Annotated in this window: 25 protein-coding genes, 1 tRNA gene and 1 pseudogene; 10 read left to right on the top strand and 17 right to left on the bottom strand. The window is 57.5% G+C overall.

The window, feature by feature from the left end:
* Nucleotides 1–57 precede the first annotated feature (57 nt).
* The 4 genes from SynBIOSU31_RS12160 to SynBIOSU31_RS12145 all read left to right on the top strand — a co-directional run bounded on the left by SynBIOSU31_RS12160 (nt 58) and on the right by SynBIOSU31_RS12145 (nt 5,037).
* Nucleotides 58–1,047 (top strand): DnaJ C-terminal domain-containing protein, encoded by a 990-nt coding sequence (locus SynBIOSU31_RS12160; protein WP_186493043.1) that lies wholly within the window; start codon nt 58–60, stop codon nt 1,045–1,047.
* A gap of 52 nt (nt 1,048–1,099) precedes the next feature.
* The gene (hemB, locus tag SynBIOSU31_RS12155) at nt 1,100–2,101 is read left to right on the top strand and encodes a porphobilinogen synthase (protein ID WP_186490386.1); all 1,002 of its coding nucleotides are present in this window, start codon (nt 1,100–1,102) and stop codon (nt 2,099–2,101) included.
* A gap of 162 nt (nt 2,102–2,263) precedes the next feature.
* Nucleotides 2,264–2,662: a VOC family protein gene (locus SynBIOSU31_RS12150; RefSeq protein WP_186490384.1), complete on the top strand. Its 399-nt coding sequence runs from the start codon at nt 2,264–2,266 to the stop codon at nt 2,660–2,662.
* On the top strand, nt 2,662–5,037 hold the full coding sequence (locus SynBIOSU31_RS12145; RefSeq protein WP_186490382.1) for an endonuclease MutS2: 2,376 nt from the start codon (nt 2,662–2,664) through the stop codon (nt 5,035–5,037). The genes SynBIOSU31_RS12150 and SynBIOSU31_RS12145 overlap by 1 nt, the downstream gene beginning before the upstream one ends.
* 13 nt (nt 5,038–5,050) lie before the next feature.
* Here SynBIOSU31_RS12145 and SynBIOSU31_RS12140 read toward each other — a convergent pair whose 3' ends face one another.
* Nucleotides 5,051–6,283 carry an ABC transporter ATP-binding protein gene (locus SynBIOSU31_RS12140; protein WP_186490380.1) on the bottom strand — a complete coding sequence of 411 codons (1,233 nt, stop codon included), beginning with the start codon at nt 6,281–6,283 and terminating at the stop codon, nt 5,051–5,053.
* A 60-nt stretch (nt 6,284–6,343) separates the two neighbouring features.
* Here SynBIOSU31_RS12140 and obgE point away from each other — a divergent pair, with 60 nt between their 5' ends.
* Nucleotides 6,344–7,333, top strand: coding sequence for a GTPase ObgE (gene obgE / locus SynBIOSU31_RS12135; RefSeq protein ID WP_186493042.1), 990 nt, complete (start codon nt 6,344–6,346; stop codon nt 7,331–7,333).
* Nucleotides 7,334–7,435: 102 nt separating this feature from the next.
* The gene (locus tag SynBIOSU31_RS12130; protein WP_186490371.1) at nt 7,436–7,618 is read left to right on the top strand and encodes a hypothetical protein; all 183 of its coding nucleotides are present in this window, start codon (nt 7,436–7,438) and stop codon (nt 7,616–7,618) included.
* Nucleotides 7,619–7,721: 103 nt separating this feature from the next.
* Here the strand turns inward: SynBIOSU31_RS12130 and SynBIOSU31_RS12125 are convergent, their stop codons facing one another.
* The 4 genes from SynBIOSU31_RS12125 to SynBIOSU31_RS12110 all read right to left on the bottom strand — a co-directional run bounded on the left by SynBIOSU31_RS12125 (nt 7,722) and on the right by SynBIOSU31_RS12110 (nt 11,646).
* Nucleotides 7,722–7,940, bottom strand: a complete 219-nt coding sequence (locus tag SynBIOSU31_RS12125) for a CP12 domain-containing protein (protein WP_186493041.1) — start codon at nt 7,938–7,940, stop codon at nt 7,722–7,724.
* Between the two features lie 174 nt (nt 7,941–8,114).
* Nucleotides 8,115–10,025, bottom strand: a complete 1,911-nt coding sequence (locus SynBIOSU31_RS12120; protein ID WP_186490369.1) for an ABC-F family ATP-binding cassette domain-containing protein — start codon at nt 10,023–10,025, stop codon at nt 8,115–8,117.
* On the bottom strand, nt 10,022–10,660 hold the full coding sequence (locus tag SynBIOSU31_RS12115; RefSeq protein ID WP_186490367.1) for a DUF2301 domain-containing membrane protein: 639 nt from the start codon (nt 10,658–10,660) through the stop codon (nt 10,022–10,024). Before SynBIOSU31_RS12115 ends, SynBIOSU31_RS12120 begins: the two co-directional genes overlap by 4 nt.
* Entirely contained in the window at nt 10,657–11,646 is a 990-nt protein-coding gene (locus tag SynBIOSU31_RS12110; protein WP_186490365.1) for a glutathione S-transferase C-terminal domain-containing protein, read from the bottom strand. The genes SynBIOSU31_RS12115 and SynBIOSU31_RS12110 overlap by 4 nt, the downstream gene beginning before the upstream one ends.
* Before the next feature lie 55 nt (nt 11,647–11,701).
* Here SynBIOSU31_RS12110 and SynBIOSU31_RS12105 point away from each other — a divergent pair, with 55 nt between their 5' ends.
* Entirely contained in the window at nt 11,702–12,649 is a 948-nt protein-coding gene (locus tag SynBIOSU31_RS12105) for an aspartoacylase (RefSeq protein ID WP_186490363.1), read from the top strand.
* Here SynBIOSU31_RS12105 and SynBIOSU31_RS12100 read toward each other — a convergent pair.
* The 4 genes from SynBIOSU31_RS12100 to SynBIOSU31_RS12085 all read right to left on the bottom strand — a co-directional run bounded on the left by SynBIOSU31_RS12100 (nt 12,628) and on the right by SynBIOSU31_RS12085 (nt 14,096).
* Nucleotides 12,628–12,996 carry a hypothetical protein gene (locus SynBIOSU31_RS12100; RefSeq protein ID WP_186490361.1) on the bottom strand — a complete coding sequence of 123 codons (369 nt, stop codon included), beginning with the start codon at nt 12,994–12,996 and terminating at the stop codon, nt 12,628–12,630. The genes SynBIOSU31_RS12105 and SynBIOSU31_RS12100 overlap by 22 nt on opposite strands.
* A gap of 82 nt (nt 12,997–13,078) precedes the next feature.
* Nucleotides 13,079–13,438 carry a hypothetical protein gene (locus SynBIOSU31_RS12095; RefSeq protein WP_255477229.1) on the bottom strand — a complete coding sequence of 120 codons (360 nt, stop codon included), beginning with the start codon at nt 13,436–13,438 and terminating at the stop codon, nt 13,079–13,081.
* 109 nt (nt 13,439–13,547) lie between these two features.
* Nucleotides 13,548–13,901, bottom strand: a complete 354-nt coding sequence (locus SynBIOSU31_RS12090; protein ID WP_186490360.1) for a hypothetical protein — start codon at nt 13,899–13,901, stop codon at nt 13,548–13,550.
* A gap of 36 nt (nt 13,902–13,937) precedes the next feature.
* Nucleotides 13,938–14,096, bottom strand: a complete 159-nt coding sequence (locus SynBIOSU31_RS12085) for a hypothetical protein (RefSeq protein WP_186493183.1) — start codon at nt 14,094–14,096, stop codon at nt 13,938–13,940.
* 193 nt (nt 14,097–14,289) lie between these two features.
* Between SynBIOSU31_RS12085 and psbA the strand changes: the two genes are divergently transcribed.
* Entirely contained in the window at nt 14,290–15,369 is a 1,080-nt protein-coding gene (gene psbA, locus SynBIOSU31_RS12080; RefSeq protein ID WP_186490358.1) for a photosystem II q(b) protein, read from the top strand.
* Nucleotides 15,370–15,478: 109 nt separating this feature from the next.
* Here the strand turns inward: psbA and SynBIOSU31_RS12075 are convergent, their stop codons facing one another.
* From SynBIOSU31_RS12075 to SynBIOSU31_RS12065, 3 genes are all read right to left on the bottom strand, one after another.
* Nucleotides 15,479–16,543: a metallophosphoesterase family protein gene (locus SynBIOSU31_RS12075; protein ID WP_186490356.1), complete on the bottom strand. Its 1,065-nt coding sequence runs from the start codon at nt 16,541–16,543 to the stop codon at nt 15,479–15,481.
* Between the two features lie 114 nt (nt 16,544–16,657).
* Complete coding sequence (locus SynBIOSU31_RS12070; RefSeq protein WP_186493039.1) at nt 16,658–17,764, bottom strand: DUF389 domain-containing protein; 1,107 nt, start codon at nt 17,762–17,764, stop codon at nt 16,658–16,660.
* Between the two features lie 967 nt (nt 17,765–18,731).
* Complete coding sequence (locus SynBIOSU31_RS12065; RefSeq protein ID WP_186493181.1) at nt 18,732–18,995, bottom strand: hypothetical protein; 264 nt, start codon at nt 18,993–18,995, stop codon at nt 18,732–18,734.
* 244 nt (nt 18,996–19,239) lie between these two features.
* Here SynBIOSU31_RS12065 and SynBIOSU31_RS12060 point away from each other — a divergent pair, with 244 nt between their 5' ends.
* A complete protein-coding gene (locus SynBIOSU31_RS12060) occupies nt 19,240–19,386 on the top strand; it encodes a hypothetical protein (RefSeq protein ID WP_186490354.1) in 147 nt (48 codons plus the stop codon).
* 653 nt (nt 19,387–20,039) lie between these two features.
* On the opposite strand, the gene SynBIOSU31_RS12055 is transcribed toward SynBIOSU31_RS12060, so the two are convergent.
* Nucleotides 20,040–20,112: transfer RNA gene (locus SynBIOSU31_RS12055), tRNA-Thr, on the bottom strand.
* Between the two features lie 82 nt (nt 20,113–20,194).
* Between SynBIOSU31_RS12055 and SynBIOSU31_RS12050 the strand changes: the two genes are divergently transcribed.
* Nucleotides 20,195–20,416: a DUF3493 domain-containing protein gene (locus SynBIOSU31_RS12050; RefSeq protein WP_186493038.1), complete on the top strand. Its 222-nt coding sequence runs from the start codon at nt 20,195–20,197 to the stop codon at nt 20,414–20,416.
* A 447-nt stretch (nt 20,417–20,863) separates the two neighbouring features.
* On the opposite strand, the pseudogene SynBIOSU31_RS12045 reads toward SynBIOSU31_RS12050, so the two are convergent.
* The 4 genes and pseudogenes from SynBIOSU31_RS12045 to nusA all read right to left on the bottom strand — a co-directional run.
* A pseudogene (locus tag SynBIOSU31_RS12045) lies at nt 20,864–21,427 on the bottom strand (low-complexity tail membrane protein); the annotation flags it as partial.
* Entirely contained in the window at nt 21,427–24,810 is a 3,384-nt protein-coding gene (gene infB / locus SynBIOSU31_RS12040; RefSeq protein WP_186490352.1) for a translation initiation factor IF-2, read from the bottom strand. The gene infB and the pseudogene SynBIOSU31_RS12045, both read right to left, overlap by 1 nt.
* Before the next feature lie 62 nt (nt 24,811–24,872).
* Nucleotides 24,873–25,154: a YlxR family protein gene (locus SynBIOSU31_RS12035; protein ID WP_186490350.1), complete on the bottom strand. Its 282-nt coding sequence runs from the start codon at nt 25,152–25,154 to the stop codon at nt 24,873–24,875.
* Complete coding sequence (nusA, locus tag SynBIOSU31_RS12030; RefSeq protein WP_186490348.1) at nt 25,151–26,644, bottom strand: transcription termination factor NusA; 1,494 nt, start codon at nt 26,642–26,644, stop codon at nt 25,151–25,153. Before nusA ends, SynBIOSU31_RS12035 begins: the two co-directional genes overlap by 4 nt.
* Nucleotides 26,645–26,671: the final 27 nt, after the last annotated feature.

The raw sequence follows: 26,671 nt of genomic DNA, 5'->3' as shown, positions 1-26,671 counted from the left end.
CCCGGACGGAACTGGGACACTGAACCCAACCGGAGCGCTTGGAGCTCATCGATCACCATGGCCGGCAGTGGATACCGCGACTACTTCAAGGTGCTCGGGGTAGAGCGCAGTGCTGATGCCGATGCGATTAAGCGCGCTTTTCGCAAGCTTGCCCGTCAATATCACCCTGATGTGAATCCTGGTGATGCCACTGCTGAGGCCAAATTTAAGGAGGTGAGCGAGGCCTATGAGGTGCTCTCCGATCCGGATAAGCGCAGTAGATACGAGCAGTTCGGTCAGTATTGGAATCAGGCTGGGGCTCCTGGTGCTGGACCGGGCGGCGCTGGATTTGATGTTGATTTTGGTCGTTATGGCAATTTCGACGATTTCATTAATGACCTGCTGGGTCGTTTCGCTGGACCTGGAAATGCAGGCTTTGGAGGTGCCCCAGGTGGTTTCGCCGGCGGTGGTTTTCCTAGCGGCGGTTTCCCTGGTGGTGGCTTCCCTCGCGGGGCCTCGAGGGCTCCTTTGAATCTCGATGCCGAAGCCAATGTGAAAGTGAGTTTTGCCGAAGCCTTCCGCGGTGCTGAGAGAACGCTTTCTGTGAATGATGAGAGAGTCCAAGTCAGGATCCCTGCCGGTGTCAAAACAGGATCCAGGCTTCGACTCAAAGGGAAGGGGAATCTGCAGCCGGGGACTGGACGTCGCGGTGATCTTTATCTCAACCTTGAGGTGCAAACGCACCCGGTCTGGCGTCTTGATGGTGATCAGCTGCGTGCTGATCTGCCCGTCTCCGTCGATGAGCTTGCTCTTGGTGGCATGGTGAAGGTCATGACACCTGACGGTGAGGCTGAGGTGTCGATTCCTGCCGGTACATCTCCTGGCAGAAGCCTTCGTCTGAAAGGGAAAGGCTGGCCCTCAAAGGCAGGTCGAGGTGATCTGCTGCTCAATCTCAGTGTGCAGTGGCCCACCCAATGGTCCGATGAGCAGCGCAATTTGCTGGAACAGCTCAGGGAGGCTCGAACGGACGATCCTCGAAGCGACTGGCTAAAGAACGCTCGTCTTTGAGACTTTGCCAGTGGTTGACGCTTACGATTTTCTGTACTGATCAAGGCTGCTGATGGATCTCACCTACCGCCCGCGTCGCCTGCGCCGCTCGCCGGCATTGCGTGCGATGGTCCGTGAAACCAGTCTTTCCCCAGCAGATTTCATCTATCCGTTATTTGTGCATGAAGGTGCTGGAGTTGAGCCCATTGCCGCCATGCCGGGAGCCTGTCGCTGGAGCCTCGATCAACTCACTTTGGAGGTGAAGCGTGCCTGGAGTCTGGGCATCCGTTGCGTAGTGCTTTTCCCCAAGGTGTCTGAAGGACTCAAAACCGAAGATGGTGCCGAATGTTTTAACGAAAACGGTCTGATTCCTCGTGCCATCCGCCAGCTGAAGCAGGAAATCCCTGAAATGGCGGTCATGACCGATGTCGCCCTTGATCCGTATTCCTGTGATGGCCATGACGGCATCGTGAATGAGCAAGGCGTCGTGCTCAATGATGAAACCATCGAGCAGCTTTGTAAGCAGGCCGTAATGCAGGCTCGTGCCGGTGCCGATCTCATTGGTCCAAGCGACATGATGGATGGTCGTGTCGGTGCCATCCGCGAAGCTCTCGACGATGAAGGCTTTGAGCACGTGGGTGTGATCAGCTACACGGCTAAGTACTCATCCGCTTATTACGGCCCCTTTCGCGAAGCACTTGATTCAGCCCCCCGCACAACGGGCAGCAAGCCAATTCCTAAAAACAAAGACTCCTATCAGATGGATCCGGCCAACGCTCGGGAGGCGATTACTGAGGCTCAGCTGGATGAACAGGAAGGGGCCGACATCATGATGGTGAAGCCGGGCCTTGCATATCTCGACATCATTCTTCGGCTGCGACTGGAGTCTGAGCTTCCCATCGCCGCCTACAACGTCAGTGGCGAATATTCGATGGTGAAAGCAGCGGCCGAGAAGGGATGGATTGATGAGCGCTCCGTGGTTCTCGAGACGCTGCTCAGCTTTAAAAGGGCTGGAGCGGATCTGATTCTTACGTATCACGCCTGCGATGCCGCTGAATGGCTGCAGCAGGGGTGATAGGTGAGGATCAAGAGCTGAGATTGGGCGTCTCTGCCCTGATTTGACAGAGCACTTGTTCAGCTTGGAGGAGATTCGATCAGTTCTTGGATCGAATTCACAGTCAGGCCACCGCTCAGGGGCCTGCGCCCTACAGAATATGTGGGCTGAATGAGATTGTTCATGTCTGCCGTGCAGCGCCTTGGTCATGTCGCCATTCGCGTGAATGACATGGAACGGGCTGTCAGTTTTTACACAGGCCTCGGCATGAGAATGGTGTGGGAGGCCAATGACTGGTGTTATCTCGAAGCCGGTGATTCTCGAGATGGTTTGGCGCTGCTGGGACCTAAATACAAGGCTGCAGGTCCCCATTTCGCCTTCCATTTTCGCGATCGTGCAGAGGTGGACGTGGTGCATGACCGTCTGAAGGCTTCAGGTGTCGCAGTGGGTGGGGTCCATGACCATCGTGATGGCACGGCATCGTTTTACTTGCGCGATCCCGAAGGCAATTGGCTAGAGATGCTCTACGAGCCTCCGGGGGGAATCCCTACGAATCAACCTGGAGTCGCTCAGCTCGATTGATGTCCGCTCTTGAGGAAACACTGGAGCTGCTCGAGTGGCCGCGCCTTTGCCAGCATCTCTCCAGCTTCACCAGCACGCTTCAGGGGCGACGCCACTGTTGCAGAGGTTCACTGCCGGAATCTCTTTCTGAAAGCCTCACCCTTCAGGCGAGAACTCAGGAGATGGCAAGCCTGGACGGTCTTTTAGATGGAGGTCTGAGCTTCCAGGGGGTAGGTGATCTCGAGATGATTCTGCTGCGTTGCAGCAAGGGAGGTATTGCGTCTGGGGAGGAGCTGCTCGCAGTGGCCGACACCCTGGGCGCAGCTCGTCGTTTGCGCCGGCAGATCGATGATCCTGAGCTGAGGCCTGTTTGTACAGCTCTGCTCTCGGATGTGGCCACCTTGCCGGAGCTGGAACAACGTCTCAAGTTCGCCATTGAAGAAGGCGGTCGCGTGGCCGATCGCGCCAGTGCCCCGCTGGAGGGATTGCGTCGGCAATGGCAGGAACTGCGTTCACGCCGACGCGACAAGTTGCAGGATCTGATTCGGCGCTGGTCAGCACACCTTCAGGACACCGTGGTCGCTGAACGGAATGGACGACCTGTGCTGGCTGTGAAGGCGGGGGCAGGGGGTCAATGTCCGGGAATGGTTCATGACAGTTCCGCCTCGGGAAGCACAGTGTTTGTGGAGCCCAAGTCGGTGGTCGATCTAGGCAATCGGTTGGTGGATCTCGAGGGCAGGATCCGTCAGGAGGAGCAGCGCGTTCTAGCCGAACTCAGTGCTGTTGTCGCAGAACAGGTCGATGGTTTGTTTGCACTCATTGCAGTGCTGTTGCATCTGGATCTGGCTTTGGCCCGAGGTCGTTACGGGCAATGGCTTGGTGCTGTACCGCCTCAGCTCGAGGCCGCAAGCGATGCTCCGTTCACTCTTCAGAATCTGCGTCATCCACTACTGGTGTGGCAGGAGCGCAGAGAGCGGGGATCAGCTGTGGTTCCCGTCAGCGTTGATGTCTCAGCGTCCCTGAGGGTGGTTGCCATCACAGGCCCGAACACCGGTGGCAAGACCGTCACGCTCAAGAGTCTTGGGCTCGCTGCATTGATGGCGCGTGCAGGCCTCTGGCTCCCCTGCAGCGGTCGTCCAACCCTGCCTTGGTGCGCCCAGGTTCTTGCTGATATTGGCGATGAGCAATCACTGCAGCAGAGCTTGTCCACTTTCAGTGGTCATGTGAAGCGCATCGGTCGCATCTTGGAGGCCATCGGTTCGGGCCCAGCTCCTGCACTGGTGCTGCTAGATGAAGTGGGAGCGGGGACGGATCCAAGCGAGGGAAGCGCCTTGGCCACCGCTCTCCTGCGCGTGCTTGCAGACCGGGCCAGACTCACAGTGGCCACAACCCATTTTGGTGAGCTCAAGGCTCTCAAATACAGCGATTCCCGTTTCGAAAACGCATCGGTCGCTTTCGATAGTGAAACCCTCTCTCCGACCTATCACCTGCTTTGGGGAATTCCCGGTCGAAGCAATGCTCTCGCCATCGCGACGCGGCTCGGTCTTGATGCTGGCGTGATCGATCAAGCTCGCAGCCTGCTCTCACCACGAGGAGATGGAGAGACCAACACTGTGATCCGTGGTCTTGAAGAACAGCGTCAGCGTCAGCAGGCTGCAGCAGAGGATGCGGCCGCTCTTTTGGCGCGCACTGAACTGCTGCATGAAGAGCTGCTGAAGCGATGGGAGACACAGAAGCAATATTCCGCTGAACGACAGGAACGGGGCAGGCAGCGCCTCGAAACCTCCATTCGCTCAGGTCAGAAGGAAGTGCGACAGCTGATCCGCCGTCTTCGTGATGATCAGGCTGATGGTGAAACGGCACGGAAGGCGGGGCAGCGTCTGCGCAAGCTCGAGGACCGTCATCGACCTGAGCAACTGCGACGACAGCATCAGGGTTGGCGCCCCCAGGTGGGTGATCGCATCCGTGTTCTGGCCCTCGGCAAAGCGGCTGAGGTACTGGCTGTTTCCGATGATGGCTTGCAGCTCAACGTGCGATGTGGGGTGATGCGCAGCACCGTTGAGCTCTCGGCGGTGGAGAGTCTTGATGGACGCAAACCTGAACCCCCGGCGCCAGTGGTTCAGATCAAGGCGCGCCGAGGTAGTGGCGCTGCTGAGGTACGCACCTCCCGCAACACGATTGACGTGCGTGGAATGCGTGTACATGAGGCTGAGGCTGCCGTTGACGACGTTCTGAGAGGTGCCAATGGCCCCGTTTGGGTGATCCATGGCATCGGCACCGGTCGCCTGAAACGTGGCTTGCGCGATTGGTTGGCTTCACTGGCTTACGTGGAGCGGGTGCTTGATGCCGAGCAGGGAGACGGCGGAGCTGGATGCAGTGTGATTTGGGTTCGCTGACGCGTGCTTCTGTTCAGTTCAGATCGGGAAGTACGGGTGTGTCATCGCGCTCTGATGGGGGTATGGGTATGGGAATGGCGTCTCCCTGCTCGTCAAATAAGCGCCATCCACGGGGATCAGCATCGAGATGAATGCGACTGCCCGGTACTGCTCTCAGCCCAGGATCTGCTCTCACCTGGACCAGGTGCTCGCCATCGAGCAGTCTGCAGGTGATCAGCTGCTCGTTGCCGAGCACTTCGCTATGGCTGACATCTGCTTGAAGGTTTCGGTTGGTGGCAGGTGCCACCTTGAGGTCTTCTGGACGGATGCCGCCATTGAGCTGACTCCCCTCAAGGCCTTCGAGTGCTGCGGCGAGTGGACCCTCCACACTCAGACGTCGTTCACCTAGCAGGAGTGTCTGGCTGCGACCCACCTGAATGGGCAGAACATTCATGGGTGGGCTACCGATGAACTGGGCCACAAACAGGTTTGATGGCCAGCGGTAAAGCTCCATTGGTGTACCTAGTTGCTGCAGACGACCCTGGTTGAGTACGGCGATCCTGTGACCCATGGTCATGGCTTCCACCTGATCGTGGGTCACATAAAGGGTGGTGGTCCCCAGCCGACGCTGGAGGTCCACGATGCGAGTGCGTGTGCTGCCGCGCAGCTTGGCATCGAGATTGCTCAGCGGTTCGTCCATGAGAAAGACATCCGGCTGACGTGCCATGGCTCGTCCGAGAGCCACCCTTTGTTTCTGACCACCGGAAAGCTCCTTGGGTCGTCGATCCAGCAGCTGGTCCAATTCGAGGGCGCGGGCCACTTCCAGTACCCGATGTTCCACCTTCGTTTCTCGTTCCGATCGGACTTGAAGTAGGCCGGGTAGCTCCCGTGTGCTGCGATGCAACTGGTCATGGAGTTGCTCCATGGCACTTCGGCGATGGCTGCGACGCAGTCCAAAGCCCAGGTTGTCGCGAACGCTGAGATGCGGATAGAGCGCGTAGCTCTGGAACACCATCGCCACATTGCGCTTGGCAGGCCGCAGCTTGGTCACGGCCTGCTGCCCCACCAGAATTTCACCAGCGCTGGGTGTCTCAAGGCCTGCCATCAGCCTGAGCAAGGTGCTCTTGCCGCAGCCTGAAGGCCCGACCAGAACCAGAAATTCACCATCTTCAATCGACAGCGAGAGGTCACGAATGACCTCGATAGGGTCTTCCCCTCCATGACCTGGATAGCTCTTGCTGAGCGTCTCGAAGCGAACGCCGGCCAAGCTCAATCTCCCTTGCCCCGCGATCCTAGGGTTGGTGGCCGGTCCCGATCGAAGCTTTTCGTGCAGTTCATCGACCAGGCGCGTATCACCGTCCGTGGCGGCCATGGCGGTGACGGCATCGTGGCCTTCCGTCGTGAAAAATATGTCCCAGCCGGTGGTCCCTCAGGGGGTGACGGGGGGCATGGATCCCACGTGATTCTGGAGGCTGACTCGAACCTCCAGACATTGCTGGATTTCAAGTACAAGCGATTGTTTGCAGGAACTGATGGTCGTCGAGGCGGGCCCAATCGCTGCACCGGTGCTTCCGGCCAGCCTCTGGTGATTCACGTTCCCTGCGGAACGGAGGTGCGACATCTCACAACCGGAATACTGATGGGTGATCTGACCGCGCCTGGAGAGCAGCTCATGGTGGCTTTCGGAGGCCGCGGCGGACTGGGAAATGCTCACTACCTGAGCAACCGCAATCGCGCGCCCGAAAAGTGCACGGAGGGCCGCGATGGAGAGGAGTGGCCTCTTCAGCTCGAATTGAAGCTGCTGGCCGAGGTCGGCATCATCGGTCTGCCCAATGCCGGTAAAAGCACGCTGATCAGCGTGTTGTCTGCAGCCCGTCCCAAAATCGCCGACTATCCCTTCACCACGCTGGTGCCGAATCTCGGCGTGGTGCGCCGTCCGACCGGTGATGGCACAGTCTTCGCCGATATTCCTGGCCTGATTGCCGGTGCAGCACAGGGTGCCGGCCTCGGGCATGATTTTCTCCGTCATATTGAGCGCACCCGCCTCCTGATCCACGTGGTGGATGGAGGAGCGGATGATCCACTCGCTGATCTGAAGGTGGTGGAGAAAGAGTTAATGGCTTATGGCCATGGCCTTGTCGATCGTCAACGCTTGCTGGTGGTCAACAAGCTTGAGCTCCTGGATGAGTCGGGTCGCGACGCATTGGTGTCTTCTCTTGAACAAGTGAGTGGGCGGACGCCACTTTTGATTTCAGCGGTGATGGGTCAAGGGCTGAAAGAGCTGTTGAATCAGGTGTGGATGGAACTTGGCGTCTGAGCCCATCGGTGTTCTATTTGTCGCAATCCGTGTTTGTGGCGGCGTCAGGACTTGTGCGTTGAGCGCGACATGGTGATAACGGGAGTAACGAGAGAACGTCCAATGACCTTCTTCACCTGTTTCGACTCCCAGGGCCAGTTGATCGCTCGCTGTCAAACGCCTGAGCAAATCGAGGCTCTGCGCCGCCGCGGACGTCCGATTGCTGGTGTACATGCGATGAAGCCGGAGGAGGCAGTGGTCTGCAGCCTCACGGGCAGCCCTGCTGATTTCAATGAAGAACAGTGAGCGACTCTGAACGCTTCATCCTGCAAAGCACTTAACCGTGGCAGCGCAATAAAAAAGCGGGGATTAATCCCCGCTTTTTTATTGCGCTGCTGTTGTTGATGGCTCAGTCGTCATAAACGCGGCATTCGTCCGCTTCTGGGTTGTTTTCGCAATAGAGCTCAATGGGAGTGGGATCGTGGCTGTCGCCGGGATGCTCCTTCTTGTAGTCCTGCAAGGACTCAAGCTCTTCGCTGAAGTGGCGGACCTTGGCATCGTTGCCCTCTGCCTTGGCAGCTTCGAGCTCGCTCTGGTCCTTCTGGATGTGTTCGTCGATGGATTTCATGGAGTCGTTGGCGTGTCCCAACCAATGTCGACGCCCACACCATACGGCTGTTGCGCTGGGCTGCCAGCTGCCGGACATCAGACCTCGTTTCCGTATCAACACCCATGATCTCGATCTGCGTTGTAGGAGCGACTAGATAGCTCTTCATTACTCAACGGATGATGGCTGCCTTTGTTATGGAACGAGTTCACTGAGTTCCAGCCAGCGTTCTTCACTCATTTCGAGCGCTTCCAGCAGGCTGGCCAGATCGTGGCTCAGGCTGGTGAGATCGCCCTGTCCGCTGGAGATGGCTTGCTCTAGGTCAGCTTTGCGCTGCTCCATTTGCGGCAGGTCACGTTCCAGTGATTCCAGTTCCCGTGATTCCTTGAAACTGCGTCGACGTGGGCCCTGGTTCTTCGGGGCCGATTCTTGGCTGGTTTGCAGCCCGTTGGAGCGATTGCGATGGCCTTCAGTCGCAGCACTTTTTTCTTTGTCCCGGCGATGGTCAAGGAAGGCGCTGTAATTGCCTTCAAAACGCTGGAGGCGTCCTTGCTCGAAGCAGAACAGACGATCCACGGTGCGATCCAGAAAGTAACGGTCGTGAGAGACCACAACCACACAGCCGCGAAAGTCCTCGAGAAGGTCTTCTAGAACGCTCAGAGTTTGAACATCGAGATCATTGGTTGGTTCATCCAGCAGCAACACGTTGGGAGCCTGGATCAGCATTCGACACAGGCTCAGCCGTCGTCGCTCCCCTCCTGACAACTTGCTGAGCGGGCTGTGCTGCTGAGCGGGCGGAAACAAAAAGCGCTCCAGCAGCTGGGAGGCACTCAGTTGCTCTCCGCCCAAATCAATTCGAGATGCGGCCTCTTCGACGAATTCGATCACCTTGCGCTCCAGTCCACGCCCTTCCGTGAGTGCATCGGTGTGCTGATCGAGGTAGCCGAGATGCACTGTTTCCCCAAGGCGAAGACTGCCAGCAGTGGCTTGCCTCCGTCCCGCGATCAGGTCCAGCAGGGTGGATTTGCCGCTGCCATTAGGGCCGATGATGCCGACCCGATCCTCGGGGCTGAAGCTGTAGGTGAAATCCTTCAGAAGCACAGGGCCGTCGGCCTGGCCATCTGCGGTGACCGTCAGTTGCTCAGCTTCAATCGCGAGCTTGCCGATCCGACGGCTGACGCTGCTCATCTCCAGTTGGCTGCGATTGGTTTTTGAGGGTGCCGCCCGCATCTCCTCAATTCGCTGAATGCGAGCTTTCTGCTTGGTGCTCCGCGCCTTGGGGCCCTGACGCAGCCAGGCCAGTTCCCGTCGCATCACGCTCTTGAACCGGGCAGCTTCAGCGGCTTCTGAGACCTCCTGGTCAGCCTTGCGCTGCAGATACGCGCTGTAATTGCCATCAATGCTGGAGGCTTGTCCTCGCTCCACCTCCACAATTCGGCGCGTCACACGATCGAGCACATAACGGTCGTGGGTCACGAGCACTACAGCGCCCGGGTACCGATCCAACCAGCTCTGTAGCCATTCCACAGCTGCTGCATCCAGATGGTTTGTTGGTTCATCCAGGAGAAGCACATCAGGGCCGGCAACCAGTGCCGAGGCCAGACCCACACGCTTGCGATAGCCCCCGGACAAATCCTCTACGGGCCGGTGAAGATCGCTGATCCCTAGGCGCTGCAGCACTTCCTGGCACTGCTGTTCAAGTCCCCATGCCCCCTCTTCATCCATACGTTCGCTTAGAACACCGAGTTCACGCATCAGCACTGTGTCTTCAGGAGACCGGGCCACCGCCTCAGAGACCGCGCTGAAGCGCAGCAGTAGCTCCCGCTTTTCTCCACAGCCGGCCAGCACCTGTTCGAGCACGGTGAGCCCAGGCTCCACCGTGCTGTCCTGACCAACCAGCTCAATTCTCAGACGGGAGGAGCAGCGTCGCTCTCCGCCTCCAAGAGGTTCCTTCCCTGAGAGCACCCGCAGCAGGGTTGATTTACCGGCGCCATTCGGTCCGATCAATCCAACCCTGTCCCCTTCGCGGACGTGCAGCGTGAGGTTCTCGAACAGGGTTCGGATTCCGAAATCTTTTGATGCATCAACCAGGCTGATCAGACTCACGAGCCTGCGACCTCGCGCTGGGCGTCCAGATAAGCAAACACGCTTTTGTCTCCGACATCTGCTGCTGCCTCCATGCCGAACTTACGCAAGGCGAGCACGACCAGTAGCAGCCCGGCGACCAGCACCAACATTCCGCAGGGGCCGTTGCCAACCAGCCCCAGCAGCCGTCCCAGAAGAGCCACGGGAAGCAGCAGTGTGAGACCAACCGCCTCGGCACGACGGAAGCAGAAGAATTCCTTGAAGCCGATACCAGTCAGAGCAGCAAACATGGGGCCAACGGCCAGGATCCATAGGGGCTGGCTTGTCAGCGTGTCGAGGGCTTCATGGGTAGATGTTTGAAGCATCAGCACCAGCCACCCCAGACAGCCAATGAGCCAGAACAGCTGCAGCGCTCGATGCAGTGGTCGCAGATAAATATGAATCCAATGCAGGGACAGCCCGAGGCTGACGCTAAGGGGTAGAAGCCAAAGCCATGCCCACTGCCCCCCTAGCAGCCACCACTGCAGCAGCCCGACGCTCAGTGATAGGCCGCTGACCAGCAGACAGATCCTGTAACGCTGCACCTCCTCTCTGTCCGTCGAGGTGATGGTGAACGGTCCATACATCCCGTCGAACTGGGGATCGGCGGTCGTCATGGCAGGGAAATGGTGCTGTCAACCAGTGTGCTCAGCTTCGGGCCTTTCGGAACAATTCCACCGGGATTCAGAGGAAAGAGGGCGCCGAAGTAGTCATGGCGCCAGGCTGCGGCGTCGCAGGTGGCTTCTACTCCCGGTAATGCCATGAAACGTTGTCGCCATTTCCAGAGTTCCGGCAGCATCCACAGGGATTTTGCGCTGCATCCGAACAGGGGTTCGTAGACAGCTTCCCAGCGGATCAGGGTCGGGAATAGGCGCACATCGGCAAGGGTCAGGGTTGCACCGCAAAGCCATGGACCCTCCTGCCTGAGACTTCGTTCCAGCTCCTCGAGAGCATCGCCCATGGCGGCACTGGCCTGGTCATAGGCCGCTTGATTGCGAGCAAACCCGCAGCGGTAAACGCCGTCATTGACTGCGGGCTGCAACAAGGTTTGCCATCTCTCGATTGCCTCTTCAAGGTGGGCTGGTGATAGATCCGGTGCGTCTGGTGCTGCTGGCCAACGGTTCAGCGCGGCGCTCAGGGGAGTGCTGTCATTGCCGAGAAGCTGTGGTTTGTGTTGTTCGCTGCGGCCAGGATCGACCAGCACCGGCACGGTCGCCCGCAGACTGGGTTCAGCTCCGCAGCGGCGATACAGCTCCAGAAGGCTGGTGCAGCCCAGCCAGCTCGGCTCCAGTCGCCACCGGCCCTCTTCGTGGTCAGCCTTGGCGGGGATCACCTCAAGGCTGCTCTCAAGACCCCGCAGTTTCACCATCAGCCAGGTGCGGTGTGCCCACGGACAGCTGCGTCCAATCAGTAGCCGCGGTCGATGGTTTGGCTCCCGCCCCTGCAGATCTTCTGCCTCCGGAACCGAAGTTTGCATCGGAGCGCTGTCTGGCCTTTGGTAGTTGCCCTGCTCATCCGCTGGCCCCAGCCCTGTCATCAGGCGTTGCCACTGCCACTGCCAGCCCTTTCGCACGCTGCGAACGATCAGTGGAGGAATCGACATCACGGTTCCGTTTCAAGGCATTGTCCTTCAGTCTGTGGATGAGTGCAGCGACCTGATGGCAAGCCCCCGAGTGCTGGTGGTGGCTGGTACCCACGGCAACGAAGTCAATGCTCCCTGGCTCCTGGAGCAATGGGCCCTTCAGAAGGAGCTGATTGATGCGTGTGGATGTGTCGTCCGAACGGTGATTGGTAATCCGGAGGCCCGCGCAGTGGGTCGTCGTTATTGCGATCGCGATCTCAATCGTTCCTTCCGTCCCGATCTTCTGCAGGAAAGTGCGAACCACCCCGAGCGGTGCGATCGTGAAATGCTCAGGGCTTTGGAACTGCAGCGCGAGTTCGGGCCTGAGGGACAAACACCCTGCGACCTAGTGGTTGACCTGCACAGCACCACAGCTGCGATGGGTAACTGCCTGGTGGTGTATGGCCGCAGGCCAGCTGATCTGGCCCTGGCAGCGCTGATCCAGTCATCGCTGGGGTTACAGGTCTATTTGCATGAAGCGGATGCTGCTCAACAGGGTTTCATGGTGGAGCGCTGGCCCTGTGGGCTTGTGATTGAAGTCGGGCCAGTGCCTCAAAGCGTCCGCAGGCACGACATCGTTCAACAAACGCAGCTTGCGCTTCAGGCGGTGTTTCAAGCCATCGCTGACGTCGTTTCCGGCGAAGCCTGCTATCCCGACAAGCTTCTACTTCACCGTCATCTCAAAAGCCTTGATCTGCCTCGACAGGCCTCAGGTGAGGCTGCAGCGTTGATTCATCCCCAACTGCAGGATCGAGATTGGATTCCGCTGCGCTGCGGTGATCCTCTGTTTGTTTCGGCCCAGGGAACAACCATTGCCTATGAGGGGCCGAATGGAGCTATTCCTGTCTTCATCAATGAAGCTGCTTACGCGGAAAAGTCCATTGCTCTAAGCCTCACAAGTCGTGAAGAGTGGCCCCTGTCCCAGAGCTGGACAGAGGCACTTGCTCTCTTGCTGGACGGAAATCAGCGTGGAGAACCGTTGTAGATGATGTCCAGGACACTGCGACCGTCAGGAGCGATCTGAACCTCCGTATCCGTGGTGGCATCACTGCCGTTTTCCGGCCAACCAGGACTGCCGCCAAGGAAGCTGAAGGTGTAACCGTTTGCAGAGTTATCCACAAGACAATCTCCGCCGCCCGAGTTGGTTTGGAACATGCAGGGCTGGGGGCGGTAGACGCTGAGCCCACCGTTTTCGGCTACTGCTGTGTTGCGTGCCAGGTTCAACGCACGCACCTGGGACGCTGGCACTGCTGCTTGGGCTGTGACAGGGGCGCTTGCAAAAGCGCCTGTTCCAGCGATCACAGCAAGAGCAGTTAAAGAAGAGAGATTCATGACCTTTTGGAAGACTCTTCTATCGGAGACAGAGCATCAACCTCTGTCAACTAATTCGTTGTGGTTCTGTTGACCAGCGGATTCAGGGAATCGGACCGTTGTAAGGAACAGCCAGGATCCTCTCCCCATTTTTTGACACGAGCACTCTTGTTTCCAGAGTCGGACTTGGGGGCGATTGAAGTTCCCAGCCTGGTGAACCGCCCCGAAAACTGAACAGAAAGCCCTGGTCTGATTTGGAGATCAGGCATGAGCTTCCCCCTGTCTCGTACATACAGGCTGCAGCGCGGTATGACGCGAGCCCTCCGTTCAGAGACTCGGCTCTCATCCTTGCGAGGTTCGCTGCTTTTGGCTGAGCAAGCGGCAGGGAGGGGGCGGCTTCCGCGGCACCCATTCCTCCAACCGAGATCGCAAGCCCGCAGGCCACTGTTAGCAGTCGGTTCATGGGTCTCCTGAACGGGCTAACAGCCTGATGACCATGGTCGGTGAATGGTGTGTCTCGAGCCAGCGAAGGGATGTTTTGATGTGACTGCTGATCACTGCTCCTGAGATGATCATCCACAGGCCCAGGTGCCTTGCTCGAGAGTGCAGGGCAGGCTGCTGACTTTGCCGTTTTCCCAGTAAATCCTCAGTCGGTCGTCGGCGGTGCCGCTGCGAAATGTGATTGATTTGATCGGTCCTGGTGGGACACGCTCTCCACTGTCATCACTGCTTGGCAGTTGCTTGCTGACCCGTTCTTCAAGCTGGTTAAGACGGGTTATTAGCGCATTGATTTGTGCGGCCCGACTGATGTCTGTTGACGTCTGAGTGTCGCCGCGTTTCTGACAGGCACTGATCAATACCGCTGTCATGACTGCGGTGAGAGCGATGGCCAGCGATCGAACGGCGGGAGCTGAAGACGGATGCATGACCGCAGCGATGGTTGATTGATTCAGTTTGGGTGTTCAGCCAGTTTCGACGAGTCGTTCGCTCCAGTAGACAACTGCACCCTGGGCTTCCAGTTCATGGCGTCTATGGCGAGCATCCTTGGTGGGGACGGTTTCCTCAAGACGCTGCCCTGAGATCAACCAACGAATCAGGACCACAAGCGTCTTCCGAGACACAACTTGAGAACCTTAAGTGATCCTTTAGGGATTGCTCTCTTGTGCGGGTCGCTCCTGAGCGAGGTCTCAATGGTTCTTCACGAGGGCTTCATAAAGCTGTCGACATCTTGCGCAATGTTGCTTTACAATCCGGCTTGGCAGGGCTTCCTGCCCTTCCGTAACCGTCTCTTCGGAGACATTCTTTCCCGTTCTCATGACCACCACCATTCAGCAGCGCTCCGGCGCTAACGGCTGGCAGCAGTTCTGCGAGTGGGTCACCTCCACCAACAACCGCCTCTATGTGGGCTGGTTCGGTGTGCTGATGATCCCCACCCTGCTGGCTGCCACCACCTGCTTCATCGTTGCGTTCATCGCAGCACCCCCCGTCGACATCGACGGCATCCGTGAGCCCGTTGCTGGCTCCCTGATCTACGGAAACAACATCATCTCTGGTGCTGTTGTTCCCTCCTCGAACGCCATCGGCCTTCACTTCTATCCCATCTGGGAAGCTGCTTCTCTTGATGAGTGGCTGTACAACGGCGGTCCTTACCAGCTGGTTGTCTTCCACTTCCTCATCGGCATCTTCTGCTACATGGGTCGCGAGTGGGAACTCTCCTACCGCCTCGGCATGCGCCCCTGGATCTGCGTTGCTTACAGCGCACCTGTGGCTGCTGCCTCCGCCGTGTTCCTGGTTTACCCCTTCGGTCAGGGTTCCTTCTCTGACGGCATGCCCCTGGGCATCTCCGGCACCTTCAACTTCATGTTGGTGTTCCAGGCCGAGCACAACATCCTGATGCACCCCTTCCACATGCTTGGTGTGGCTGGCGTCTTCGGTGGTTCACTGTTCTCCGCCATGCACGGTTCACTGGTGACCTCCTCCTTGGTTCGTGAAACAACCGAGAGCGAGTCCCAGAACTACGGCTACAAGTTCGGCCAAGAAGAAGAGACCTACAACATCGTGGCTGCCCACGGTTACTTCGGTCGCCTGATCTTCCAATACGCGTCGTTCAACAACAGCCGTAGCCTGCACTTCTTCCTGGCTGCCTGGCCTGTTGTCGGCATCTGGTTCACCGCCCTTGGCGTGTCAACCATGGCCTTCAACCTGAACGGTTTCAACTTCAACCAGTCCATCCTTGATGGTCAGGGCCGCGTCCTGAACACCTGGGCTGATGTGCTGAACCGCGCCAACCTCGGCATGGAAGTCATGCACGAGCGCAACGCTCACAACTTCCCCCTCGACCTGGCTGCTGCTGAGTCCACACCTGTGGCTCTGCAAGCACCTGCCATCGGTTGATCTGGAATCAACAAACGATTCAGGTCAACTGAATCGGAAAGCCCCCTCTCACGAGGGGGCTTTTTGTTGGCTTGCTGTTGGATCAGAACGCTGTTGGATCAGCAAGTTGTCAGATCGGTGATGCTCGTTGCCATTGCAGGCTTCTGCGACGAGCGACGGGAAAACCAGGAACACTTACCTGCGCAGGTTGGTCATGGTGAGTCATGGGCTGCATGGTGTTGAGATCAATGGTCATTTCGCTAATCAGCTCCGAGGCTCGAGACCACTCAAGAAGCGTCAAAGATGGAGGTGAAATCACACCACTGCCGATGATCCGGCGCGGTCCGCTTCCCATCGCCCCCAGGCTGAGTAGCCGTAGACCCAATGATTCAGAGGGATACCAGGCGTGGTGGTGACCGGAGATCACCAGGTCAACACCGGCCCTTCGCAACAGACCGGCTAGCCCTTGAGGATTGGCGATGCACTCCCCAGCGCGAGCCCGCCCTTCACTGACGGCTGTGAGCGGAAGGTGACCCATCACCAGGCATAGATCGTCAGGGTGGCGATGGGTTGAGTTCAGTGCTTTTTCGATCCATTGACGTTGTGAGGAATCAACGTTGGCTGAAGAGGCATCGATGACGACCACAAACAGTCCAGGACGTTTCCACACGTACTGGAAGGGAAATCGCTCGCTGTCAATCAACCCGGATTGCAGATCTCCTCGATGCTTGCGCCAGAACAGATCCGCCTGGTGGCGCTCTCTTCCGTAAATCCAGCGTCCTTGATGTTGTTGACTCGAGCCATCGTGATTGCCTATGGCCGGGATCAAGGCGATGCCTGCTTTTTCAAGCGGTGCTCGAACCGATTGTTCAAAACCAGCCCACATCGCCTCCAGCTGAGAGTTCGTCAACGATCTCTTCTGGCCAGCCACCATGTCTCCTGCGCAGAGCACCAGGTCGGCTTCTTGCTGCCTCAGCAACGTCACTCCACGCTCAACGGCGCTGCTGTAGTTCGTACTGCCGTAGGAACCGTTGAGGTCGCTGATCAAGCCCAATTTCAACCCTTCAGCGGTTGGAGCCGAGGCTGGACCTAGCGGGTGCGAACCGGTCTTTTGCAGCAGCCCATCAAGCACACTGCCTGAAACAGCCGCACCAGCGATCAATCGTAGAAATGTTCGACGTCCGGTCTGTTTCATCTGCCGAGTTTATGGCCGGAATCAATGCATGGATGGCATCAGATTCAGCATGATTTCCCAACCGTTGCGTTCTGGAGTCCATTCAAGAATTCGCAACAAGATGCTGCTCTCTCATCAAAACTGTCCTGGGTCATCGAATGCATCCTTGGAGTTCTGCGATAGCGGATTGTTCTCGGGTCCGCCAGTCTCAGTCTGGTCGATTTCCAATGGTTGTTGAATCTTAGTCTCCTCCAATTCCTGGGCAGGAAGAATTACTTTTTTTGGACCAACCACATCGACAGCGGTGCGTTGGACCACAAGCTGATAATTGCTCTGCAGGAGATTGTTGATCTCCTTCTGTACCAAGGTGACTTGTTTGTAACTCGGAAGGTCGGGATCTGTCACGCGAACAATGATCCGAATAATTCCTTCTTTTTTATTTTTGCCATTTTTCGTTGTTCTCCAGTCAATATCGACCTGTTCCACATCCACTAATTCCTGGTCGCCGAAGGTAAGAGTTTCATTAACAAGAAATTTTCGAACCGTTTGTTCCACCATGGATCGCCGGTTTTCCCGATTGGCTTGAGTCAGTAATCCGATGAAGCTGCCTCCCAGTGGAATTAGCAACAGGCCTGTGAGTGTGAAGCTGGCCACGCTGAGTCGACTTCGGAGCAGCTCATGGCGGAATTCAGAGTCTTTCCAGGCCATCAGTACCAAGCCGCCTGTAAGAATTCCCAGCAGGTTGGTGGCGAAAAGCAATCCAGCTCCGGAGGCCTCACTCCAGTTCTGGTGCGACAGCAACAGTCCCATCACGCAGACAGGAGGCACCAGGGCCACAGCGATTGCCGTTCCCGCCAGCGAACTCACGGCATCGCTGCGCAACTTCGCGTAGGTCGCTAGACCTCCTGCTACGAGTGCGATACCCAGGTCCAGCAGGTTGGGCTTTGTTCTGGCAAGAACCTCTGTGCCGAACTGAGGTAATCCAGCGGCATAACCGAGCAGAAAAGAGAGCAGCGTTGTGCTCAAAACTCCCACAAGCAGTGTGCGTAGTGATCGACCCAGTAGCCGCACCTCGCCCAGCAGGATGGCGAAGGCTGCGGCTCTTAGAGGCATGATCCATGGAGCCACCACCATGGCGCCAATGACAACTGCAGGGCTGTTAGCAAGCAGACCCAGGGTTGAGATCAGACTTGCGCCAACGCTGAGCACGATGAACACCTCATTCAAGGTGGCATCACGCATGTGACTGCGATGCAGTTGCCTGATTTTGCGGCTGGACAACTTGCCCGTCTCCTTGAACTCGTCAATGGTGCGGGCAGTCTGATTGTTGGTGCTCAGCTGTTCAGGATCTGGAGACGTACAGCCTTCCGATCTAAGAATTAACCAATTGTTCTGAGCGATCCACCTGTTCATTGCCCGATGATTTGTGCATTAAAGCCTCAACCTCTGAATCAATGAATGGAATGACTTTTGCTGCTGTGATTCGTTCTCTGAGTTTTTATTTGGTCGTCGGGATGTAGAGCTTTTGTGGCAACTATGGGCGGCGGGGAGAGTGAGTTAGTACAGGAGCTAAGGCAAACGTATTCGCCAGCACCAATCTCTAAATCATTAAAGGTTTGACTGCTGTTGCAGTTACGTAAATCAGCAGCCCTTCCCTTAAGTTGATTGGCTGTCTTTTGAGCGATGTCTGCTTCTGACCTGTCTTCTTTAAAGTGGGAAGCGAATGGCGAAATGTCGGCTCAAGACACTTGGGATCTTGTGACCCGCCTGGTGAAAGTTGAAGAACAGAAAAAGCATCAAGTCTGTTGCAGTTGTCCTTAAAACACAGCCATTCCAAGAACAGAAGCTCTCAGCCTGATCATTAATGTGTTGCCAGTGTGGATTAGGTTTGTGGTTAGTAGCTGATTAGCTTGAGTTATCGAAGTAACTGGTTTTTATTTGATTCTGGCATGAAGCAATTGTTCCCCAGTTTTCTCATTTGAAAATTCACTAAAACTGTTTTAAGTCGCAACTTAAATGAGCCTATTCGATTAAAAGTATTCATGCCCGGGCCTTTGAAATATTAAAAATCGCACCTAATCGTCATGATTTATTTAGCTGAAGGGTGAATCTCTGATCAGGCTTATAGAGATCTAAGCTATTTTGACAGTTCTGAAATTGATCTGTTTTTGTTTTTTAGCGAGCTGCGATGAGAAGTTGAGGGCAGAGATTACTTGCGACGTTTGGTTAGATCGCCGAAGTCATCATCATTGGGCTGCATGAATTGCCAGACGACTGGCACCGTGAAAACTACAACAAGCCCGATGGTGGCCCAAATCGCAACGGTGTAGTCGCCCATTTGATCCAGTTCCGCAGGAGTGACCTTAACGGGAAACGGCCTTAGAAGGACATCATTGGTCACTCTTGATGGCCAATGAGCGGAGATGAGCTGCTTGGACAGAGCTTCTATCCCCTGCGTTGCGTCAATGGCCAAGCTTGGGACGCTGTTTTAGACCTTGCTTTCCTCAGCAAGTTTCTCTAGGGCGTGGACTCATGACACTGCGCTGCGGGGCTAAGTAGTGCTGTTGTGGGAGTTGCGGTCTTTCAGGCACAAGTTGTTCGGTTTTCACCTCAACCTCTCCCTTTCGATCGATTATGGTTTGAAAACGTTGGCCCCAGGAAGGGTGCAGTTCGATCTCAAACAGGCAACGGGGTTTGAGGCGCTGTAGGAGGTTCTCATGAACACCCTCGCAATGATTAAAGAAAAAGAGCTCAAGGCACGCCGTCTTTATGACGCTCAGCATTCCTTTGCTGCTTCGTCTGAGGGTTCTGATGTCACATCAGCGCACATGTCACCCACCAAACTTGTGGTTAGTGCAATCTGAGCCAAGTGATCGTGCTCGTTCATGCTTTCCCCGCGAATGCGGGGCTTTTTTTATCCGTGCAAACTTGCTTCTTTCACTGGATCTATGGACGTTTTGTCAGAGGTTCTTTGTTTTTGATGGTTTAGAACCCTCCGAATCGAAGGCACACTTCCAGTGCTCCAAGGCCGAAAAGGAACGTGCCACCAAGAAACGCCAGCTCTTTTGGACTCTTGGCCATGACTAGAAGGGCAGGACCCGGAAACAACGTTGGGTTAAATCTAAAGTAAATCTGAAGGCGCGGCATTTCGAAAAGTTGCCGTTTGAGCGGCCTTAGACCCCGTGTTGCACAGGTTCATGAAATACGCGTCATAAACCAGTCGATTCTTGGCGCCGCTTTACGGATCTAAATAGTTTCGACAAGGAATAATCTGCAAACATCTCCTCCTGACCGGGACATCTGGTTGGAAGGTCGGTTTCAGCGCTTTTGGTCGGGGTTATGCCTCGCACTCTGATCAGTGCGTCAGCTCTAAGCCCTTCTCTCAGCAGTTGGCAGTCATGGAGACGAAGCTGGGGGCAGATTAAGAGCAGGGCGAAAGAAGGAACGGAGATTCTGTGATTTGCATAAAAAACCTGCTCCAGCCGAAATAGTCGACTGCAACAGGGATTAACACCGAAGCCGATGACCTGACTTGAACAGGCGACCCACGCTTTACGAAAGCGTTGCTCTACCGGCTGAGCTACATCGGCGACCTTAGGAAATTAACATTCAGGTTCACGCAAACAGTTTTTGAGCGCTGAACCCGAGGGAGAGCAGGGATTGGATCCGGCAATGCGTGAGAGGCTATTGCGTGAATCACGCACTCCCTGGAGGGGGCTGCGCAGGTTGCTCTGGATTGCCTTGTTCGCTTCCGGAGGCCTCGGCCTCTGCGTGATGAGTTTCACCATGAGTGCCGGTAATGGTGTCGTCGCTACCGACCTGGCGATTCAGGTCGGGGCTGTGCTGCTCTTCGGCGGACTGCTCTGGTTCGATCGCGACAGGAGCGATGGCTGATGCTGCGTCATCACTACCCTTTTCTGAGCTGAATTCGGACTGCTCTGAGCTCTCTCTGTGAGGCTCCTTTGCAGCAGCTGGTTCTGCCAGTTCTGGTGGCGAACTGAATTCTGAATCAAGACCTGATTCCTGATCATGTTCAGCGTCAGTGCTTGTGAGTGCAGTTTCGTCACTGACCAGCTGATTCAGTTCGGGGTTGTGAGCCTCATCCAGGGGTTGCTCAGGTTCGACAGCTTCGAGGTCAGAAGATGTCAATGAGTCATCCCATTCCTCGTCCCCAGCCGGGATGACCTCTGTTTGCTGATTGCTCTCTGCAGGGTCTGGTGGTGGATCGGGCTCTGGACCAACAGCGGCTTGGTTGATCTGTGCATCGCGCTTCTCAGAGTCTTTCTTTTTCGGTCTTTGGCCAATGTCATCAGCTGCAAGCCACTCCAGAGGCGGCAGTTGCAGCAGCCCAAGACCAAGGGAAAGGTGAGTGGTTTGCAGGTCGGCCGCGTTGATCGGCGTGAGGTCTGCAAAGGTCTCATCACTTCTGGTCAAAAGCCTGATGGCCTGCAAGAGCTGTTGCCATTGCCAGAGGATCAGCGTCAGTAACGGACCGGCCAGCAGCAAAGCCGTGAGTCGGCTGCTGTTCTGCGTGGGGGAGAAGTCCACCACTAACAGAGCCGATTGGTCGACCCACCAGAACAGCGGCAGCAGTAGGGCGACGCCGATGATCAAGGCTGCCTTGAGGCCGAGCGGCTGCGGGATGGCGCTGATGCGGCGTTGATCAAGACTTCGCTTGGCTGGTGCAATGCGCACCAGGATGAGTGAGGCCCAGTCCGCGGGTCGCTTCCACAGGAGCACGCCGGGTGCGACGACTGTTAGGCCCCAGATCAGCAGACGCTCAAGAGCCGGGGCTGGTCCGAATGCGGGTCCGGCCAACACGAGCCGCATCAACTCGAGCTCCAGAGGAATGACGGCAATCGCCATCAACTGAAGCCAGAGCAGTGGCTCTCGGCGGCTGATCATCAGGTGGTGAGCTTGCGGCGCTGCGTGACCATCTTGAAGGCTTCGATGCGATCACCTTCTTGCCAGTTTGCGAAGCGATCGGTACCCACACCACACTCGAAACCAGTAGCCACTTCCTTCACGTCGTCTTTGTTGCGACGCAGTGAGTCGAGATCGCCCGCATAGACAATCTCCTTGCCGCGGTGGACCCGTACCTTGCAGTTGCGCTGAATCTTGCCGGTCGTGACATAGCAACCGGCCACAGCACTCTTGCCAATGGTGAAGACGGCGCGGACCTCAGCTTCGCCTAGGGATTCTTCGACCAGCTCGGGTTCGAGTAGGCCTTCCATCGCCAATTGGATGTCTTCCAGCAGCTTGTAGATCACGTCGTAATCACGCACATCCACGCTGTTGGCATCAGCAGCCTTTCTGGCGCCTGAGGCCATCGAGGTGTTGAAGCCGATGATGACGGCTCCTGAAGCAGCCGCGAGATCCACGTCGGTTTCAGTGACTTCACCAGGAGCTGAAAGCAGGACGCGGACCTGCACTTCGTCCTTGGGCAGCTGCTCTAGCGAACCGAGAATGGCTTCGACAGAACCCTGAACGTCGGCTTTGAGGATGAGGTTGAGCTCCTTGAGCTCTCCTTCGTTGGCCTGTCCAGACATTGCCGTGAGTGACACCCTTCGTGACGCCATCTGCTGGGCGAGGCGGGTTGCACGGGCGTCGGAGGCTCGATCACCGACAACGGCCCTTGCGGACTTCTCGTCTGCATAGACCTCGAACTCGTCGCCGGCGGTGGGTACCTCGCTGAATCCAAGGGCTTCGACTGCGAAGGAGGGCCCGGCGTCCTTCAGGCGCACTCCTGCGTAGTCGACCATCGCCCGGACTTTCCCGAGCACAGGCCCGGCTGCAACCACATCACCTGTCCGTAATGTGCCGTTTTGAACCAGGAGCGTGGCCACAGGGCCTTTGGCCTTGTCCAGGTGCGCCTCAATCACGGTGCCGCGGGCCATGCGATCGGGATTGGCCTGTAGGTCTTCCACTTCGGTGACCAACAGCAACATTTCCAGCAGCTTGTCGATGTTTTCTCCCTTGATGGCGCTCACAGGCACCATCACCACATCGCCGCCCCACTCCTCTGCGAGCAGATTCTGTTCAGACAGCTCCTGCTTGACCCGGTCAGGAGAGGCCCCCTCTTTATCGATTTTGTTAATGGCCACCACGATCGGCACCTCTGCAGCGCGGGCGTGGCTGATGGCTTCCAGCGTCTGCGGGCGCACACCGTCATCGGCTGCCACAACAAGAACTGCAACGTCTGTGACTTTGGTACCCCTTGCACGCATGGCCGTGAATGCTTCATGACCTGGCGTATCAAGGAAGGTGAGCTTGCGCGCTGCGTTGTTGTGTTCGATTTCGACCTGATAGGCACCGATGTGCTGGGTGATTCCACCGGCTTCTCCAGCGGCCACCCGCGCTTTTCGAATCGCATCCAGAAGACTTGTTTTGCCGTGATCGACGTGGCCCATGACGGTCACGACGGGCGGACGTCGGATCAGGTATTCCCGGTCCGCTTCTTCGATCATCTCGACGGTCTTCTTGGCAGCCTCTTCAACGTCGTCCTGAATGACAGGCACGCCGAACTCTTCGGCCACCGTTTCGATCGTCGGCATGTCCAAGGTCTGGGTGACCGTGGCGATGATCCCCTTGAAGAAGAGGGATTTGATGATTTCTGAGCTCTCCACGCTGAGCATGTCGGCGAGCTCCTGCACCGTGAGGTTGTCCTCCGGCACAACAATCATCTCTGGCCGCACCTGTTTGGCTTCGCGAGCTGCACGCAGCTCCATAGCCCTGCGCCGCTGACGTTGGCGGGCGGTTTCCTTGCGCCGCTTGCGGATCGCCGCGACGGGCTTTGGTGTACTCCTCTGCTGGGATTTGGGCTTGGCGGGACGAGCAAGGCTCGCCGACAACACCATGTTTTCCTGTTCACCAGCGAAACCACCGGTCTGCGCTGCCAGCGAATCATCGTTTTCACCGATGATGTGGACCTTCTGGCGTTGCTTCTGAGGGGAGCGATTGCGCAGCGCTTCCAGCTTTGCGCTGTCATCCCAGTCGGGTCGACCGGGGCGTCGCTGTCCGCCGGGACCAGCTCCAGGACGGAAGCCAGGACGGCGCGGGGCCGTTGCGGGAGAGGGGGTAGGACGATTAACCGGGGGTGTGGCCTTGGGACCATCACCACGGGGTGAGACAGGGGTGCCGTCTGGACGCCGCGGTGGCGGTGCGGCCGGTCGACCCGTGGGCTTCTGCAGTTGCATGAGCTCGCCGGGAGCCACCGGCTTGCGCATGCCAGGCGGCATTGCAGGGCGATTGGAGCCAGCTCCACTGCGAGGACCAGCTCCAGGTCGCGCTCCTTCGCCGCGGTTACTGGTGCTGTCGCGACGGATCGGCTTGCCGACCAATTCAAGGGTGCTAGCGGGGCGTCCGGCGCCAGGGCGGCCAGAGGGTGAACCAGGACGAGTGGGAGCACCAGGGCGTTGTGCACCTGCTGGACGTTGTGGCGCGCCGGAACGCTGACCGGCGGGAGCGCCAGGTCGGGGAGCCCCGGGTCTTGGGGGTGCACCTGTTCCAGGCCGCTTTGGTTGGGGACGACCCACCAGTTCGGGTTTGGCTGGTCTCTGCGGGGGTGCCACTGTTCTGTTCACCGGCGACTTGGGCTGGGGTCGTCCTGGCGGAGGAGGAGTCGGGCGTGCGCCCCCCTCGCTTGGTGAGCGACGAATCGGAGCCGTATTGCGAGGGGTTACTGCTGTTGAGGGTGAGGGCGCGCTGGGTCTGGCCGGTGGGGACGCCGGACGACTGGCTGTGCGATTTGGCCCTGGGGCAGCAGCTGGTCGAGGTGTCGGCTGCAAGGGTGCCTGGGATTGGCGTTCAACCGGTTTCTGAGGAGGCTGCTTTTGGGGAGGCTCCTTGCGAACGAGCGTCTGTGGCGGTGCTACTGGTTTCTGCGCGGTCTTCTGGGGTGCAGCCGCCTGCGGTGTTCCAGGTTTTGAGGGAGCGGCGGGCCGTGCAGGCGGCCGCTGCGGCGATGCAGCAGCGCGGGTTGGTGCCGCTGGTGCAGGAGCCTGTTTCGGCTGCTCTGGCTTGACCGGTGCAGTGGCATCAACGCTGTCGGCCTTCTTCACCGAAAGGATTGACTTCCCCGGTGCGGGTTTCGAGGGAGCTGCAGCTGGACGGGACGCACCACCACTCTTCAACATCGTGCGGATCTTGCCTGCCTCGGATTCGCTGATCGAGCTGCTGTGGCTCTTGGCCGCAATGGACAGCTTCTCAGCGGCATCCAGCACGTCTTTGTTGTCCAGGCCAAGGTCCTTGGACAGCTCATAGATTCTGACTTTGCCGCTGCTGGTCATTCAGGTCTCCGGTCGGTCCGGGCACGGGGTGCTCGGGGCACCACACAAGGTGGGGCCAGTGTTCATCTTGCCTCAGCGGCTGATTCCTTGTTTGGGTTCAGTCGCTTTCTCAGCTCTTCAAGCGCGCTGTCGGGCACCTGGCATCGCAGGGCTTTGTGCAGGCGTTTTCGGCGCTGTGCTTCCTCAAAACAGCTCTCCTTGCGACAGAGATAGGCCGAACGCCCCATGCCCTGATCGAGGAGAACCCCGTCCCGATGGTCGCGAATGACCCGCCAGAGAAGGCTGCGGTCAAACAGCTCTCGGCAGGCGACACATCGACGCAGGACAGGGCGTGAGGTGTTCACCGGGCCTCTTCCTCATCGGAATGACTGACAACCTCTTCAGTTTCACCCTCTTCCTGGTTTGCGGCAGCATCGGAGGGCTCTGATTCAGCTGGCTCCGATTCAGCTGGCTCCGATTCAGCTGACTCCGATTCAGCTGACTCTTCATAGATGTCAGCGTCGTTCATCATGTCTTCCGCTTCTTCGCCGTACCCCTCTTCGTCTTCCGGTAGGGGGTACAACTCACGCAGGCGAGCATCTTCTTCCGCTCTGGCGGCCTGCTCAATGGCGAGTCTTTCTTCAGCTTCACGCTGTAGTGCTTCTTCTTGCTCGCGTTGCGCGATCAGTTCTGAGACAACAGCATCTTCTGTTGCCTGGTCGTATTCGCTGGAATTCTTGATGTCGATCTTCCATCCGGTCAGTCGTGCCGCCAGTCGCACGTTCTGACCTTCGCGGCCAATCGCCAAGCTCAATTGATCTGGTGGGACCAGCACATGAGCATGTTGGCCGACAGGGTCGACGAGCCGAACCACATCGACTCGTGCAGGGCTGAGCGAGTTGGCGATGTACTGCCCAGGATCCTGCGACCAGCGGATGACATCGATCTTCTCTCCGCGGAGTTCATTCACCACCTGCTGAATTCTGGAGCCGCGGGCGCCGATGCAGGCTCCGACAGGGTCCACCTCCCGCTCGATGCTGTCCACTGCAACTTTGGTGCGGGGACCAACGGATCGTGAAGGGGGATTGGCTTCCCTGGCTACGGCAACAATGCGCACAGATCCTTCCTGGATTTCCGGCACTTCGTTTTCAAACAGGTACACCACCAGCCCGGCGTTAGCTCGACTCACAAAGAGCTGAGGACCTCGCCTTGGTACCTCGCTGACCTCTTTTAGAAAAACCTTGAAGGTGGCATTGGCGCGATAGTTGTCGTTGGGCAGCTGATCACGCCGAGGAAGCTCTGCTTCCACTTCAGGACGCCCCAGTCCTGAACTCACAGCCATGATCACGGACTGGCGTTCGAAGCGGATCACGCGGGCGGTCAGAACTGGATCTTCAAGGTCGGCGAATTCCTCTTGAATCATTCGACGTTGCTGATCACGCAGCTTCTGGGCCAGCACCTGCTTGGTTGTGGCCGCAGCCATGCGACCGAAATCTTCTTTTTCTGGGGTGACATCCAGGACCACTGTGTCGCCGGCCTGGGCGTCTTCAGCCACTTGCATCACTTCAGCAAGCGCGATCTGGTGGTCTTCGCTTTCAACCTCTTCCACGATGATCTTGCTGGCGAGAACTCTGTAGCCCTCTTCCTCAAGATCCAGAGCGACGTCGAAATTACTGAAGTATTCCTCGTCGAACGGGTCTTCTCCGATGCCTAAATACAGGGTGCGGCGGTAGCGCTCATAGCCCTTGAGCAGTGCCTCTCTTAAAGCGGCTTCCACCACTTGAGGAGCAAGCTTCTTCTCCTCACTGATGTCATCGATCAGGTTGGTGAGGCCAGGGAGAAGAACAAGTGCCATTGCTGTGACGAGGAGGAGTGAAGGAGA

Origin of the sequence: Synechococcus sp. BIOS-U3-1, from assembly GCF_014279975.1 — a bacterium.
Taxonomy (GTDB): domain Bacteria; phylum Cyanobacteriota; class Cyanobacteriia; order PCC-6307; family Cyanobiaceae; genus Synechococcus_C.
Note: the sequence above shows the minus strand (reverse complement) of the source record. Positions and strands in the feature narration are given on the sequence as shown.

Bases quoted from the DNA above. Each gene is read 5' to 3' on its own strand.
- SynBIOSU31_RS12160 (WP_186493043.1), top strand. From the start codon at position 58: ATGGCCGGCAGTGGATACCGCGACTACTTCAAGGTGCTCGGGGTAGAG.
- hemB (WP_186490386.1), top strand. From the start codon at position 1,100: ATGGATCTCACCTACCGCCCGCGTCGCCTGCGCCGCTCGCCGGCATTG.
- SynBIOSU31_RS12150 (WP_186490384.1), top strand. From the start codon at position 2,264: ATGTCTGCCGTGCAGCGCCTTGGTCATGTCGCCATTCGCGTGAATGAC.
- SynBIOSU31_RS12145 (WP_186490382.1), top strand. From the start codon at position 2,662: ATGTCCGCTCTTGAGGAAACACTGGAGCTGCTCGAGTGGCCGCGCCTT.
- SynBIOSU31_RS12130 (WP_186490371.1), top strand. From the start codon at position 7,436: ATGACCTTCTTCACCTGTTTCGACTCCCAGGGCCAGTTGATCGCTCGC.
- SynBIOSU31_RS12125 (WP_186493041.1), bottom strand. From the start codon at position 7,940: ATGAAATCCATCGACGAACACATCCAGAAGGACCAGAGCGAGCTCGAA.
- SynBIOSU31_RS12115 (WP_186490367.1), bottom strand. From the start codon at position 10,660: ATGACGACCGCCGATCCCCAGTTCGACGGGATGTATGGACCGTTCACC.
- SynBIOSU31_RS12110 (WP_186490365.1), bottom strand. From the start codon at position 11,646: ATGTCGATTCCTCCACTGATCGTTCGCAGCGTGCGAAAGGGCTGGCAG.
- SynBIOSU31_RS12105 (WP_186490363.1), top strand. From the start codon at position 11,702: ATGGCAAGCCCCCGAGTGCTGGTGGTGGCTGGTACCCACGGCAACGAA.
- SynBIOSU31_RS12100 (WP_186490361.1), bottom strand. From the start codon at position 12,996: ATGAATCTCTCTTCTTTAACTGCTCTTGCTGTGATCGCTGGAACAGGC.
- SynBIOSU31_RS12095 (WP_255477229.1), bottom strand. From the start codon at position 13,438: ATGAACCGACTGCTAACAGTGGCCTGCGGGCTTGCGATCTCGGTTGGA.
- SynBIOSU31_RS12090 (WP_186490360.1), bottom strand. From the start codon at position 13,901: ATGCATCCGTCTTCAGCTCCCGCCGTTCGATCGCTGGCCATCGCTCTC.
- psbA (WP_186490358.1), top strand. From the start codon at position 14,290: ATGACCACCACCATTCAGCAGCGCTCCGGCGCTAACGGCTGGCAGCAG.
- SynBIOSU31_RS12075 (WP_186490356.1), bottom strand. From the start codon at position 16,543: ATGAAACAGACCGGACGTCGAACATTTCTACGATTGATCGCTGGTGCG.
- SynBIOSU31_RS12070 (WP_186493039.1), bottom strand. From the start codon at position 17,764: ATGCGTGATGCCACCTTGAATGAGGTGTTCATCGTGCTCAGCGTTGGC.
- SynBIOSU31_RS12060 (WP_186490354.1), top strand. From the start codon at position 19,240: ATGAACACCCTCGCAATGATTAAAGAAAAAGAGCTCAAGGCACGCCGT.
- SynBIOSU31_RS12050 (WP_186493038.1), top strand. From the start codon at position 20,195: ATGCGTGAGAGGCTATTGCGTGAATCACGCACTCCCTGGAGGGGGCTG.
- infB (WP_186490352.1), bottom strand. From the start codon at position 24,810: ATGACCAGCAGCGGCAAAGTCAGAATCTATGAGCTGTCCAAGGACCTT.
- nusA (WP_186490348.1), bottom strand. From the start codon at position 26,644: ATGGCACTTGTTCTTCTCCCTGGCCTCACCAACCTGATCGATGACATC.